The following is a 14363-nucleotide window of genomic DNA, read 5'->3' as shown; positions in this document are numbered from 1 at the left end:
GCGCGGCGCTGTAGAATTGCTCTATTCGAGATAGGTCGCCGGGTTCACCGGGGTCGCATTCTTGCGCACCTCGAAATGCACCTGCGGCTGGGTCGCCCTGCCGCTCATGCCGGAGGCAGCAAGCGTCTGTCCGCGCTGCACCTTCTGCCCGCGCTGCACCTTGAGTTCCGAGGCATTGCCGTAGACCGTGACCGTGCCGTCGTCATGGCGCACCAGAACGGCGTTGCCCAGTTCCTTCAAACTGCTGCCGGAGTAGATGACCACACCGTTCTCGGCTGCCTTGATCGGTGTTCCTTGCGGCGCAGAGATGTTGATGCCGTCGTTGCGGTTGCCGTCGACATTCGCACCGTATCCGGCAACGACCGCGCCACGCACCGGCCAGCGGTACTTGCTGATACCGGTCGACTTCGGCAGGTCCTCGTCGATATCCGTCTTGGTTGCGACTTCCGAAACGCTCTCTTTGGCCACTGGCGGCTTGTATTCCGCAGGTTTGCCCTGGTCGAGCGAAGCGACTTTGGTCTCCGCCTTCTTGGTCGGCATCGAGGCCGTCGCCATTGGATCCGTCGCAGCATTGGCGGCACCCGGCATCTTCAGTTTCTGGCCGATGCGGATCGCCTCGGCGGTCAGGCCGTTTGCCTGTTTCAAGGCGCTGACAGGTACACCGTTCGCCTTGGCGATGCGGTTCAACGAGTCGCCCGGCTTGACGGTATAGAGGCCGTCGCCGCTGCCTTCGCCCTTGGACGCAAGCTTGCCTGCGGCGACATCGCTGCGGCTTTCGTTCTTTTCACGGGATTGCGATTGGCCGGGAAGGATCGCCGCTTCGCGCTTGTCCGCCGGCAGCGGCGACGGCCGCTGCTTTCCGTTCTCGATATCGGCGATCGAGTTGGAGGCGGCCGCCTTCGCAGCACTGCTCGCGACACCGAACGTCGGAATCACAAGGCGCTGACCGGGCTCTACCTGACCGGCGGATTTCAATCCATTTACCCTGAGTATTTCCTTCTCCGGAACTCCAAACCGCTTGGAGAGGGTGGCGACGGTATCGCCTGGACGAACCATGACGGAGGGCGCGTTCTGGGTGCCCCAACCGCCCTTGCTCGCCGCCTCCCTGGTCGTTGCAGGTAGAGTCTCGGCCTTGGCGACGGCGACCGGCTGCGCCTGCCGTTGCGTTGGAAGCGCCTGCGGTTGCGGTTGCGGCGCTGTCGTGGAGGGATCCGCCAGCACCGTGCGCTGAACACTCATCGGCGTCGAGGCGACACGCGCACTGGAGACGGGCGCCGGATTATAACCAGCGTTCTGACCAGCAACCGGATATGGCTGACCGTAGGACGCATCGGCTCCACCAGACGGGGCAGCCGCAAACTGCCCGGCGGCCACATCACCGCGCGGCACCGGCATCGTACTCTGCGGGATGGAACTGGTCGTTATGTCGTCAGATCTTGAAAAAAGCCCGCTGAAGCGGCTGACATCCGAGCTGCAACCGGTGGCAGCGCCTGCCAGCAAGATCGCCGCACACAGGCGGATCGTGGACTTCCCTGCACTAGGAGATACAAATTTACGCATGACGCTTACCCACTCCGAACGCAACTCGCTGTGGAATGATTAAAGCGCATTAGAGTTACCGCCCGGTTAAGGGCGGCACTCAATTTGACGAAATGCTAACCATAGCCGGCGCGTCTTTCCTTGCCTGGCGCGGAAAGACACATGAAACACGGCTTAGAAGAGCTTGGAATAAAGCCGCTCCATCTCCGACACGGATCTGGGCTCCGGCGGCTGGTCTTCGTAGCTGATGTTGGATTTGTTCCAGTCAAGACCCCCACCTTCGGTCCGCAAAGCCGAGGACGGTGCGTCCGCATGGACAGCCTTATCCTCGTCGAGGAAAACGCTGACCAGGGCCTGGAAATTGGCTTCCACATCGAGACCGCTTTCGGCGTCGTATTCAAGCGATCGCAAACCGGCAACAGCTGCCTCGCGTGTCCCGAAATAGCGCAGGCTGTTCTGGTCCTCCGGACGAAGACTGTCGTAATAATCGATGAAGGCTCCATAGTAAGCCTTGTAGTCGCCGGTCTCCGCGAATCTACCAAAGGCCTGGTACTCGCGTGATGCCAACTGGGGCGAAGGATTGTTGTTCCACTCCTCCCTCGTTAGGGCTGGCAATCGTTCCGGCGATTTTTTTGTTCGACTGAGATAGAGGAGTGCGTCAACCGAAAGAGAGATCCGCGGCGTTGGATCGAAGAAACCCGTTTGCGCGGCTTGCGCGCTGTTCTCATCTTTGTTGCCGGTTGCGACCTGGCCGGCCGAGCGCCCAGCGAGATTGCCCAAGCCGTCGCCGGCCGTTGCCGCAGTCAACCTGTTTGCAATCTGCATCTGCCGTCTCCGTCATATGCACGATCCAACAAGAAATGCAGAACAAGCGCGTATCGCGCCCAAAATCCGTCGTGCTACTCTGGCCTAGGCCGGCAAGCTTGCGCGAAACTGTATTTTGTTAAGAGCGCATTAACCATTCGCTATCGGAGAAATGGCCAGGAACAATGTGTCCACCGGAGTCAACCGGCAACCACGATGATTTCCGAGCTCCCTGGCCCAGCGGGATTAAGGTGATCGTAGAGTGCGGCCAGCCTGTCATCTGTGTAGATAGGGTCGGCCATGCGCATCAAAGAAATGATGCTAGTTGCGGCACGATCGGAAGGTAAGGCGCGTCGAAAAGATCCTCGCGATCGAACCGGCTGCCGGTGCGGTTGACGCGAACGATCCGGCAGAGCGTTTCGCTCATCATGATCGGGACCAGCAAGGTACCGCCAGAGACCAGATGGTCGGAAAACATGCGGGGCAAGCTGTTGAATGCTGTGGTTATCAGAATGCGGTCGAACGTGCCCTCACCTGGTACGCCCGCGCTACCGTCGGCCTGCCTGACGACGACGTTGCGAATGCCGGCCTTTTCCAGGTTCTTTTGCGCAGAACTCACCAGCGTCTGATATCGATCGATCGTCAATACCCGTTCGGCAATACGCCCCATCACCCCCGCGGTGAAGCCGCTGCCTGTGCCGACCTCCAGGATACGCTGCCCCGGCTTGATGTTGAGGCAATGCAGCAGCCGCACGGCGAAATCGTAGCCTTCCATGAACGACCCGCAATCGAGCGGTATCAATCGCTGGGAATAGGCATCAGCCTGGTATTGCGGCGGGGCAAACTGACTGCGCGGTGTCTGTTCCACCGCCTTCAGCAGGTCATGATTTGCCATGCCTTCTCCGCGCAGTCGCAGCACCATCGCTGCGAAGCCCTCCTGCTGCGAAACGCGTCCGTTCAAGCGACAGTCCCTTCCCGCAATGCGCGCGCGATGCGATCCTGGACGGTATAGTCGGTCATATCCAGTTTAAGCGGGGTTACCGAAATCCGATTCTCGCGCAAAGCGTAAATGTCGGTTCCGGCGCGAAAATCGCCGGCGCGCTCGCCGAAGCGCAGCCAGAAATAGGGAAATCCGCGGCCATCCACGCGCTCGTCGATGCTCAATCCGAATTCAAGCTTCCCCTGTGATGTGACGTCCGTTCCGGCCACCGCGTCGGCCGGACAATTGGGGAAATTCAGATTGATCAACGTTCCGTCGGGCAACGTAACGTTCATCAGCGTACGGATGAGGGCCGGCGCATGGGTCTCGACCACATCCCATGATACGGCCCTGTCGGTCGTATGTTGATAGGCCTGGCTGAGCGCGATCGAACGGATGCCTTGCAGAGTGCCTTCGATAGCCCCGGCGACGGTTCCGGAATAGGTGACGTCATCGGCAAGGTTCGCTCCGACGTTCACTCCCGAAAGGACGAGATCCGGCTTGCAGTCGAGAATTTGCCGCACCGCCATGATCACGCAATCCGTCGGCGTTCCCCGGAGGGCAAAATGCCGCTCCGAAACCTGCCGCAAGCGCAAGGGCTCCGAGAGCGTCAGCGAATGGGCGAGACCGCTTTGATCCACTTCAGGGGCAACCACCCACACATCGTCGGAAATCGTCCGTGCGATCCTCTCCAGCACGGAGAGCCCTTCGGCGTGAATGCCGTCGTCGTTCGTCAGCAGGATGCGCATTCCGGTTTTCATCCGCTTCCTCGCGTTCAGGCGGCTTTTTCGATGCGCCGCTGGCCGCCCATATAGGGAACAAGAACATCCGGCACCGCGACGGAGCCATCTTCGTTCAGATAATTCTCGATGACGGCTATCAGCGCGCGGCCAACCGCAACACCGGAGCCGTTCAACGTGTGAACGAATTTCGTTCCTTTCTCCTCCTTGGTGCGGTATCGCGCGTTGATGCGGCGCGCCTGGAAATCACCGCAGACCGAGCAGGACGAGATCTCGCGGTAGGTATCCTGTCCCGGCAGCCAGACCTCAAGATCATAGGTCTTGCGCGCGCCGAAGCCCATGTCGCCGGTCGAGAGCGTCATGACCCGATAGTGCAGCCCCAGGCGCTTCAACACCTCTTCCGCGCAGGCGGTCATCCGCTCGTGTTCGTCAATCGAGCTTTCCGCATCGGTGATCGAGACCAGTTCCACCTTGTTGAACTGATGCTGACGCAGCATTCCGCGGGTATCGCGCCCGGCAGAACCCGCCTCCGAACGGAAGCACGGTGTCAAGGCGGTGAACCGCAACGGCAGCTTCTCTCCATCGAGGATCTGCTCGCGAACCATGTTCGTCAACGGAACTTCCGCCGTCGGGATCAACCAACGTTCATCCGTCGTGCGGAAGAGATCGTCCGCAAACTTCGGCAACTGCCCGGTGCCGTACATCGCGTCGTCACGGACGAGCAGCGGCGGCTGGATCTCGACATATCCGTGTTCCTGCGTATGCAGGTCGAGCATGAACTGGCCAAGCGCCCGTTCCAGGCGGGCGAGCTGCCCCTTCACAATCGTGAAGCGCGAGCCGGCGATCCGCGTGGCACCTTCGAAATCCAAGAGCCCCAACGCCTCGCCGATTTCGAAATGCTCGAGCGGCTTGTGGTTCCAGGTCGGTTTTGCACCGACAATCCGTGTCACGACGTTGGCCGCCTCATCGGCACCGACTGGAACATCGTCGAGCGGGACATTCGGAATGCGCGACAAGGCATCCGAAAGCTCGGCCTCGATCCGACGGCTTTCTTCCTCGACCGCAGGCATGGTGTCCTTGAGGTCAGCAACTTCGGCCTTGAGCTTTTCGGCAAGTTCACTGTTCTTCTGCGCCATGGCCGCACCGATTTCCTTGGAGGCGGCGTTGCGGCGCGACTGCATGTCCTGCAGCGACAGAAGAATGGCGCGACGACGCTCATCGAGCGCGATCAAGGACTGAGACAACGGCTCCGCACCCCGTTTCGCTAAGGCGTCGTCAAGCGCAGCGGCATTCTCACGGATCCATTTGATATCGAGCATAATCGTCCCACGCGTTGTTTACGGCATGAGTTCTCCTCAAATCGGGCCTGATTTAAGGAGAACTCATGCTGCGATTCAAAGTGCTACAGCGACGTTTGCGCGTCCGAAGAGATGCGCGGTGCTGTAGGTCACGGCGCGAGAACGTCAGACAGTCAGCCCTTCGCGGGTCCGGTCGTCTCGGAGGAACTTTCCTGCGAAGATGCGACCTCGCGTGCGAGAGCGTCTCGCTCGCGCTGCCTTTCGACGAGTCGCGCCGTATAGATGGAAATTTCGTAGAGAAGGATGGCTGGCAGCGCAAGACCGATCTGTGACACGGGATCGGGCGGTGTCAAAACGGCCGCGACGACGAAGGCGATGACGATCGCATATTTGCGCTTCTCGGCGAGCCCCTGAGCCGTGACGAAACCGACGCGCGCTAGCAGCGTGGTGACAACGGGCAGCTGGAAGACCAAGCCGAAGGCGAACACCAACGACATGATCAGGCTCAGATATTCCGATACCTTCGGCAGGAGCTGGATTGCAACCTGCCCTTCGCCGCCGCCCTGCTCCATGGCCAGGAAGAACCACATGACCATGGGCGTGAAGAAGAAATAGACCAGCGCGCCGCCGATGAGAAACAGAACCGGCGAAGCGATCAGGAACGGCAGGAAGGCTGCGCGTTCGTTCTTGTAGAGACCGGGCGCGACAAACTTGTAGATCTGCGAGGCGATGACCGGAAAGGCAATCACCAGAGCGCCAAACATCGCAACCTTGATCTGGGTGAAGAAGAATTCCTGCGGTGCCGTGTAAATAAGCTCAACATTGCGATGGCTGAGGCCGGCCCAGCTCACCGCCCACTTGAACGGCAGGACGAGAAAGTTGAACAGCTGCTTGGCAAAATAAAAGCATACGAGAAAGGCGATAAAAAATGCGCCAACCGCCCACATCAGCCTCGTGCGCAACTCGATGAGGTGCTCGATCAGTGGCTGCGGCCGGTCCTCGATATCGCCGCTCATGCGTCACCTTTCTTGCGCGAAGTCGCGCGCGCCTTCTGCGTCTTGGTCTTGGTCTCAGCCTGCCCCTCGCCGGTCGGCGCTACTTTCTTTGCCGGCGGCTTGGTTGCGGTTTTCCGGGCCGTTACCGCGGCAGACTTCTTCGATAGTGCGGGCGCGGCTTTGGTCTTGCCGACGCTTTTCGCCGTTTTCGCTTCTATTTTCGGTTCGCTTGCGGCTACAGCGGGAACCTCCGCAGGCTTTGCCGTGGCCTCCACGGGCGCTTCGGCCTTCGCCGCTGCGGCCGCAGGCTGCACCGGCTCCGGTTGCGCAGGCTTGTCCGGCGTTGTCGCCCTCTGCAGATCGGACTTGATCTCGTTTCCGAGCTGGCGCAGCGGGTTCATGGCGTCCCGCAGCGCCGTAGTCGGATTGAGACTCTGCGCATCGCTGATCGTCTTGCGCACCTCATCCAGATCGGCTTCGCGCAAGGCCTCGTCGAATTGATGGCGGAAATCCGCGGCCATCCCGCGCATCTTGGACGTCATGCGCCCAAAGGCCCGCAGCATTGGCGGCAGATCCTTCGGTCCAACGACGACAATCAGGACGATTGCGATAACAACAAGCTCGGTCCAGCCGATATCAAACATCCAACGTGCCCTAAAAAACCGTGACGCGATCGACCGGGCGGAATAGTCCGCCTGGTCTCGCCAGCTTTTGTTCGTTAGCGGACTTCGTCAGACTTGTGCTCGACGGTCTTGCCGTCGATCGTCTTGTCGGTCGGAGCGGCCTCGTCTTCGCTCATGCCCTTCTTGAAGCTCTTGATGCCCTTGGCGACATCACCCATCAGTTCCGGAATCTTGCCGCGGCCGAACAGCAGCAGGATCACCACCAGGACGATCAGCCAATGCCAGATGCTAAAGGAACCCATGCACTTACTCCCTTAGGGCCTCATTCAATCAGAGCCCATCACGTTGTCAATTTTCAGGCGTGCCCCTGGCAAGCCCTCATTCCCGACGGACCCTAGGATGTTGAGGCGTCTTTTTCAAACAGCAATATGTCGCGCTCGTTAACGGAAAGCGTGACGTCACGCAATCCTTGCGGCAACAGATCGGCGCGGATACGTGCCCGCACTGTACGCTCGAATTGCGGCACGGCAAGCTCCAACAGTTCGACGACGCCCAGAAAGCGCCTCGACAGGATGCGCGCAGGAATGTCGCCGCCCTCCTCCTTGAGGTGAACGCCCGAGAGCCTGACTGCGACGCTCAGGGGCTGACCCTCTTTGTAGTGCCCCGCGGGCACGTCTCCGAGCGGCGTTTCGACGCGGCCGCCCTGCACACGCGCATCAAAGACATTTATCTCGGAAAAGAAGCCGGCCGCAAAAAGATTGCGCGGTTTGCGATAGAGCTCATCGGCCGTACCGACCTGAACCAGACGCCCGTCCTTCAACAGGGCGATGCGATCGGCCATGCGCATCGCCTCCTCGGCGTCATGGGTCACGACGATCGCCGTTGCACGGGTCTCGCGCAGAATGGCGAGCGTATCGGCGCGGATTGAATCCTTGAGGCGAGAGTCGAGACCCGAGAAGGGTTCGTCCATCAGCAACACGGCAGGCCGCGGGGCAAGAGCGCGGGCAAGTGCCACGCGCTGTTGCTCGCCGCCCGAAAGCACATGAGGATAACGGTCGGCGTAATGCAGGAGGCCAACACGCTCCAGAGCCGCATCCGCCTGTATCAGCGCCTCCTTCTTGGGCAAGGCCGTCAATCCGAAGCTGACGTTGTCGCGGATCGTCAAGTGAGGAAAAAGCGCGAAATCCTGAAACATCAATCCGACGCCGCGCTTCTCGGGCGGCAGAAAGACGGACGGGCCGGAAATTTCCTGTCCGTTCAGGAGGAGGCGGCCGCCGGTCTGCATCTCGATGCCTGCCGCGATGCGCAGCAATGTCGTCTTGCCCGATCCCGACGGGCCGAGCAGACAAAGCACTTCGCCGGCTTTAGCCGTGAGTGTGACGCCCTTGATCGTTTCCTTGGAATGATAGCGGTGGCTGATATCCTCGAATGCCAGGCTTGCCGCGAAAGACACCCCGGACCGTCGCGTTGCCATGACGGCGCCGTTGTGTGGGTCTGAAACCATGCTCACTCATTCCTTGAACCGAAGGTTCGCGGCGAAATGCCGGTACCCGGATCTAAAGCCGATATTCCTAGTCAGGATTTTAATCGTCTTCTTCAGCCTTCGGTGTCAAGAGGCCGAGTTCTTCAAGGTCCATTTGCGTAATGGGATCCTCGTTCTCGGAGAGTTCGTCCTCGCTGGCGGGAACCGGAATATGCAGGTTGGAGGGAACGCGCCCGGAAAGGAGGCCGGCACCTTTCAATTCTTCGATACCGGGGAGATCGCGAATTTCCTCGAGGCCGAACTGATCGAGGAAATCCCGCGTCGTTCCGAATGTGACAGGCCGTCCCGGGGTCCGCCTGCGCCCGCGAAAACGCACCCAGCCCGCCTCCATCAGCACGTCGAGTGTCCCCTTCGACGTCTGTACGCCGCGTATGTCCTCGATTTCCGCGCGCGTAACCGGCTGGTGATAGGCGATGATCGCCAGCACCTCGAGGGCGGCCCGCGACAGTTTCCTGACTTCCTGCTCGTCCGTCTGAACGACGAAGGAGAGATCGCCGGCGGTGCGGAACGCCCAGTGGTCGGCGACCTGGACAAGATTGACGCCGCGCGAGGCATAAGCTGCCTTCAGCCTTGCCATGATCCGCCCGACGTCGGCGCCACGGGGAAGCCGGCTCGCGAGATAGGTCTCGGAAACGGGCTGGGCCGATGCGAAGACCAGCGCCTCCGCGATCCGTTCAGCTTCCCGTTCCAGCCTAGGATCGAGGGTAATCGCTTCGTGCGCCTCCTCTTCGTCGGGCATTCCCGGCAAGTACTTCTGCGCTTCAGCCACGCGCTGCCTCCATTTCCGCCAGGGTCGCCGCGTCGATCGGCTTTGGTCCACGCCGAAGATATATGGGGGAGAAGGCGCCGTCCTGCCGGATTTCCAACCTTCCCTCGCGAACCATTTCGAGCGACGCGGCAAACGAGCTCGCAATCGCCGTTGCGCGTTCTTTCGGGTTCGTCATGTAGCGGATGAGAAAATGATCGAGCGCAGTCCATTCGTCGAGACCGCCGATCATCCGCGCCAGGATCAGGCGTGCATCGGCCAACGACCAGACATGGCGCTTTTCGATCGTCACCTGCGTTATCGCCTGACGCTGCCTGAGGCTCGCATAGGCGGTCAGCAGGTCATAGAGGGACGCGTCGTAACCCGATTTCTTTTCGGCAACGATATGTTCCGGCGCACCGCGCGCGAAGACATCGCGGCCGAGCCGGTTTCCGTTGACGAGCCTCGTTGCGGCATCGCGCATCGCTTCGAGGCGCTTCAGCCGGAACGCCAGCGCCGAAGCCATCTCCTCGCCGGAGGGCCCCTCATCCTTGGCCTGTTGCGGAAGCAGAAGGCGGGACTTGAGGTAGGCAAGCCACGCGGCCATGACGAGATAGTCGGCCGCAAGCTCGATGCGGATCGAACGGGCGCGCTCTATGAAGGCGATGTATTGTTCCGCAAGCGCCAGCACGGAGATACGGGAAAGATCGACGCGTTGACTGCGCGCAAGATGCAGAAGCAGGTCGAGCGGGCCTTCGAACCCGGCAAGGTCGACGACGAGGGCTTCCTCGTGCAGTCCGCGATCGGCCGCCTCGGCTTCCCACAAAGGCTCCATCGGCGCCTTTGTGCCAGCTTGTCCCTGCCATTCGCCCGGATTGCTCACCAACTTGCCTTTCCGTCGCCTTCCCCTAAGCCAAGGCGAACATGGCGTTGAACTCCGCCCTTAACGCATCCTGGTCCGCATTGTCCGGTTTCCGGAAAGCCGCCTCCGCGGCCCTTGCCCGACGCAGCCGATCGCCCGACAGGACCGGAACGACATCCGCAACGGCCCTCATCTCTTCCATTATGCCATGACAATGCAAGACGAGATCAAGACCGGCGCCAATAATGCCGCGGGCGCGAGCAGCCATGTCCCCGGCAAGCGCATTCATCGAAACATCGTCCGACATCAAAAGCCCGTCGAAACCGATATGGCCGCGAATGATTTCGCTGACAACCTTTGGTGAGGTCGTTGCCGGATTGTCGGGATCGATCGCAGTAAAGACCATATGCGCCGACATGGCCATGACTTCGTCCTTCATGGCGATAAAGGGAAGAAAGTCGCTTCGCTGCAATTCCTCGAGACCAGCTTCCACAACCGGCAGGTTATGGTGTGAATCCACGAACGTGCGGCCATGGCCGGGCATGTGCTTCATCACCGGCAGCATGCCACCCGATTTCAGTCCCTCGCTCATCGCACGGCCGATCGCGGTCACTGTCTCCGGATCATGCCCATAGGCCCGGTTGCCTATGACATCGTGGCTGCCAGGCACCGGCACGTCGAGGACCGGCAGGCAGTCGACCGTGATTCCAAACCGCATCAGGTCGAAAGCATGGAGGCGTCCCATGAGCCATGCGGCGCGCAGGCCCTGCTCCCGGTCGCGGCGATATATCTCGCCGATCGCGGCACCGTTCGGGTATTGCTGGACCAGCGGCGGCCGGATGCGCTGGACGCGGCCGCCCTCCTGATCGATCAGCACCGGGGCATTCGGATTGCCGATGGTGTCGCGCAGCGCGGCGACGAGATCGGAGATCTGATTTTCTTCGCCGATGTTGCGGCCGAAAAGGATGAAGCCCCACGGGCGCTCGCCGTCGAAGAACCTACGCTCTTCATCGGTCAGGGAAAGGCCTTTGCAGCCGGAGATAAATGCTTTTGATTCGCTCATGTCAGAATCATAGTGCGCGCACCGTTCGACGCGAAGTCACAAAGCCGCAGTTCCTCGATCATTCACAGACAAAGCGTCGTTCCAAAAGAAAAGAGCGCGACATTTCTGCCGCGCCCCGTCTTGTTGATCTTTGCCGGACTTACTTCGTAACCAGGCAGCTTCCGCCAGCGCTCTTGTAGCGAGAGCAAAGGGCATTGGCCTCCTCCCGAGAACCGGCCGGAATACGCACGCGATAGTAGGTTCCCTTGCCGGCGATCTCGGCCTTGCGAATGTCGACGCCGCGGCCGCCGATGACACTGGCGAACTTCGCGGAAAGGCTGTTGTAGCTCTTCTGCGCTTCGGCTTCCGAAGGCAGCGAGGCGATCTGGATCACGTAGCTGCCGGCGGGAACGGAAGCGGTCGCAAGCGGCGCGGCCGGCGCTGCATTCGCCGCTGTCATCGCTGTTTCGTTTTCCGCCGGCGTTTTCGCTACATTCGCCGAGGCACCGGCATCGGCTTGGCTCGTCGGACGCGTCTGTGGCACAGGGGCCGGTTGGCCACCGATCGCTGTTGTCTTCACGCTGCGTACAGCGACCTCCTCGATGGGAGCATCGCTTGGCGCAGCCAGCGCAACCTTTTCGACACCGGCGGCCTGTTGTTGCCCGCTGGGACGCAGTTCAGATCCGGCATCCGCGACAATCGCCTCACCCTTGGACCCCACAGCCGCAGCCTGTCCGGAAGCGGTCGCGGGAATGGATTGATTGTCAACACTCGCCGTCGCGTCGTTGGTCGGCGGAGCCACCGGCTCTTCGCGAGCGACCAGCGTGCCATCGGGCTTGACGATCATCGTACGGACCTTGCGCGGCGCCACGGCAGGAGCTTTTTCCTCCTCGGCCGTAGCGGCATCGCTCGTGTCTCCATCGGGCAGCAGGCGCGCCACTTCCCCATCATCTGCCGGGGCCGTCATTGCGTCGGCATCATCGCTGCCTTCCAGCGGCAAAGTCTCCGGCGTCAGCGTTTTCTGGACCACATCCATCGGCTCTTCGGTCGAGGAGACCAACGCCTCCTGGCGCGGGGCATCTCCCTGAGCTCCGGCGACCCGATCGTAGACGGCCTTGTCCTGGTTCGGTACGGTCTTGCCGCCCTTTTCTTCCGGGACGACCTTTACCGGGTTCTTGTCCGCCAGGATGATTTTCGGACCGTCACCAGTCAGGGCTGCAGTGCTGCCCCCCATCCAGGCATAGACCCCCGCACCGCCGAGGATGATGACGCCCGCTACGCTGGCGGCCAAGAGCATCGTGCGCTGGGCGCGGCGGCCATAGCCCTGCTCTGCATATTCCGAAGCCCGCCCCGGTCCCGGTGCCAAACGCTCCGTGTCTTGTGTCGCGTGTTGACGTTCAGCCATCGAACGCTGGAAGTCCTCTTCCATCGCCTTTTCGAATTCGTCGAAATCATCGACTACCGACGCCTGAGGACTTGTCTTCGCTGCGGCTGGAAGTGCTGCTGCATGAGCGCCGTGATCCTCGACGCGCGAACCATCCCGGGGCGCCGCCGCAGGGGTTCCGAAGAGCTGCGCCATTTCCGCGTCGATATCGAGATCGTAGTCAGTCGCATAGGCGGCTGGTTTTTCTTCGACTTCCAGCGCCGGCAACTGCGGCACGTCGACTTCCGCGATCGGCGTCACGCCGCTTTCCGGCTCGGCGATCATTGCGGGATCGAACGGCAACGCGCTTTCGGCGGGTTCTTCTTCCTCTGCAATCACCTCCGTTGATGCCTGCGGCTCGTCGCGGGGGACTTCGGCTTCAGCTGGGACCGACAGCGCCTGCAGGAAGGGCTGCGCCGCCGGCTCGACCAATGCAGGATGCGCGACGACGGGCTGCGCCACTGTTGCCTGGACGTCTTGCCGTGCATCAGCCTTCGGCGGGTCGATATCCAGGGCGAGATCCGACAGTTCCAGCTCGAAATCCTCGATGTCGAAGCTGGGTTCCGGCTCGACCGCAGCCACTTCCTGAACCGGCTCCGGCGTTGGCACTGTCGAAGCGGCTGGCGCGGCAGAAACTTTTGCGACGACCGGCTCGACGATCGGAGCGGCAAAGGCGCGCTGTTGCGATGCGCCGGAGGCAGACGCGACCGGCGTCGCACGACTGAAGGTGGGCTTGAAAGGATAGCTGCTCTTCTTTACGGGCGCAGCGTTCACAGGCGCAGCGGGGCGTGCATGGATCGCCGGATGGGCTTCCACGGCTGCCGCCACCAGACCTGTCGCGACCGGCACAGGAAAACGCTCGACATCAGCAAGCAGTTGGTCGACCTCGTCCGCGGAGCCAAACGAGACCGCAGCCCGTGCTGCGGCCGCATTGTCGACCGGCGCAACCACCGCTTCATTGCTTCTGGCAAGCTCATCAGCCATGTCGATAAAGAGAGCGTCTGAGCTCGCGGCAGGTTCGGCGGTCCAAGCGACAGCTGCATGGAGTGAAAGCGGTACATGCATGGCCTCAAAGGCGGGCGCTTCGAACGCGTCATTCCGTGCAGAGTGCGACTGGATGGTACCGCTCGCGCCGCTGGCTTCGGAAGCTTGCGTGTCCTGCGGAAGCGACAGATCTTCGTAACCGAGCGAGAGTTCGAGCTCGCGTTCCAGATCGACCGGCGGATCGACTTCCGCCAAGTCCGCGACGTCGACGGCATCGAGATCGGCCGGCGTCACCGCATCGATAGCGGGCGCAAGCGAAGCAAGGTCGTTGTGTCGATCCTCGGCCGGTTCGGAAACCGGAGAACCGCGATCCTCAACCGCAGCAACAGCGTGCTCGGCAACGGGCTCAACGGGAGTGGAAGCGTCGGCGCGATGCTGCTCCGTCACGCCGCCAGCGACCGGATGCTCGACAAGCCCGCTATCCGGGTGAACCGCAACGGCACGCGGAGCGTCATAGCTATCAAACTCGCGAAGAAGCTCTTCCTCGAGATCGAACGCGGGGTCCCGCCGAACGGCCTCTTGGTGTCGCTGCAGTTCCTGCAATTGCTGAACGGCTGGCCGAGCATCGTAACCGACAATGCGGGCAAGTTCGCTCAACGGATCATCGTCGGCCAAAACATCGAATTCTGCCGGCCCGCTTCGTGCGAATTGTTTGTCTGCCATACTCTCCACTCACAATTGCCTGCGTTCGTTTGCCAGTGCTTTGTGGGGAAATGGTGACAATAC

General features: G+C 61.2%; 13 protein-coding genes. All 13 read right to left on the bottom strand.

The genetic code is table 11. The annotated features are described in order from the left end of the window. Window positions 1–21 precede the first annotated feature (21 nt). Window positions 22–1560, bottom strand: a complete 1539-nt coding sequence (locus RB548_RS06870; protein WP_331374216.1) for a peptidoglycan DD-metalloendopeptidase family protein — start codon at window positions 1558–1560, stop codon at window positions 22–24. A 153-nt stretch (window positions 1561–1713) separates the two neighbouring features. Next, window positions 1714–2364, bottom strand: a complete 651-nt coding sequence (locus RB548_RS06865; protein WP_331374215.1) for a biotin biosynthesis protein BioC — start codon at window positions 2362–2364, stop codon at window positions 1714–1716. A gap of 286 nt (window positions 2365–2650) precedes the next feature. Continuing rightward, window positions 2651–3265, bottom strand: a complete 615-nt coding sequence (locus tag RB548_RS06860) for a protein-L-isoaspartate(D-aspartate) O-methyltransferase (protein WP_408642413.1) — start codon at window positions 3263–3265, stop codon at window positions 2651–2653. Between the two features lie 35 nt (window positions 3266–3300). Then, complete coding sequence (gene surE, locus RB548_RS06855; protein WP_331374905.1) at window positions 3301–4071, bottom strand: 5'/3'-nucleotidase SurE; 771 nt, start codon at window positions 4069–4071, stop codon at window positions 3301–3303. A 26-nt stretch (window positions 4072–4097) separates the two neighbouring features. After that, complete coding sequence (gene serS / locus RB548_RS06850) at window positions 4098–5381, bottom strand: serine--tRNA ligase (RefSeq protein ID WP_331374213.1); 1284 nt, start codon at window positions 5379–5381, stop codon at window positions 4098–4100. Window positions 5382–5533: 152 nt separating this feature from the next. After that, window positions 5534–6376, bottom strand: a complete 843-nt coding sequence (tatC, locus tag RB548_RS06845) for a twin-arginine translocase subunit TatC (protein ID WP_331374212.1) — start codon at window positions 6374–6376, stop codon at window positions 5534–5536. Beyond that, window positions 6373–6999, bottom strand: coding sequence for a Sec-independent protein translocase protein TatB (tatB, locus tag RB548_RS06840; protein ID WP_331374211.1), 627 nt, complete (start codon window positions 6997–6999; stop codon window positions 6373–6375). The genes tatC and tatB overlap by 4 nt, the downstream gene beginning before the upstream one ends. A gap of 74 nt (window positions 7000–7073) precedes the next feature. Continuing rightward, window positions 7074–7280, bottom strand: a complete 207-nt coding sequence (locus RB548_RS06835) for a twin-arginine translocase TatA/TatE family subunit (protein ID WP_331374210.1) — start codon at window positions 7278–7280, stop codon at window positions 7074–7076. Between the two features lie 92 nt (window positions 7281–7372). Next, complete coding sequence (locus tag RB548_RS06830; RefSeq protein WP_331374209.1) at window positions 7373–8482, bottom strand: ABC transporter ATP-binding protein; 1110 nt, start codon at window positions 8480–8482, stop codon at window positions 7373–7375. Between the two features lie 79 nt (window positions 8483–8561). Beyond that, a complete protein-coding gene (gene scpB, locus RB548_RS06825) occupies window positions 8562–9290 on the bottom strand; it encodes an SMC-Scp complex subunit ScpB (protein ID WP_331374208.1) in 729 nt (242 codons plus the stop codon). Then, complete coding sequence (locus tag RB548_RS06820; RefSeq protein ID WP_331374904.1) at window positions 9283–10101, bottom strand: segregation and condensation protein A; 819 nt, start codon at window positions 10099–10101, stop codon at window positions 9283–9285. The genes scpB and RB548_RS06820 overlap by 8 nt, the downstream gene beginning before the upstream one ends. Window positions 10102–10174: 73 nt before the next feature. Next, window positions 10175–11191, bottom strand: a complete 1017-nt coding sequence (gene nagZ / locus RB548_RS06815) for a beta-N-acetylhexosaminidase (RefSeq protein ID WP_331374207.1) — start codon at window positions 11189–11191, stop codon at window positions 10175–10177. Between the two features lie 139 nt (window positions 11192–11330). Then, a complete protein-coding gene (locus RB548_RS06810; protein ID WP_331374206.1) occupies window positions 11331–14300 on the bottom strand; it encodes an SPOR domain-containing protein in 2970 nt (989 codons plus the stop codon). Between the last annotated feature and the right edge of the window lie 63 nt (window positions 14301–14363).

Source organism: Sinorhizobium chiapasense, from assembly GCF_036488675.1.
In the GTDB taxonomy this organism is placed as follows: Bacteria; Pseudomonadota; Alphaproteobacteria; order Rhizobiales; family Rhizobiaceae; genus Sinorhizobium; species Sinorhizobium chiapasense.
Note: the sequence above shows the minus strand (reverse complement) of the source record. Positions and strands in the feature narration are given on the sequence as shown.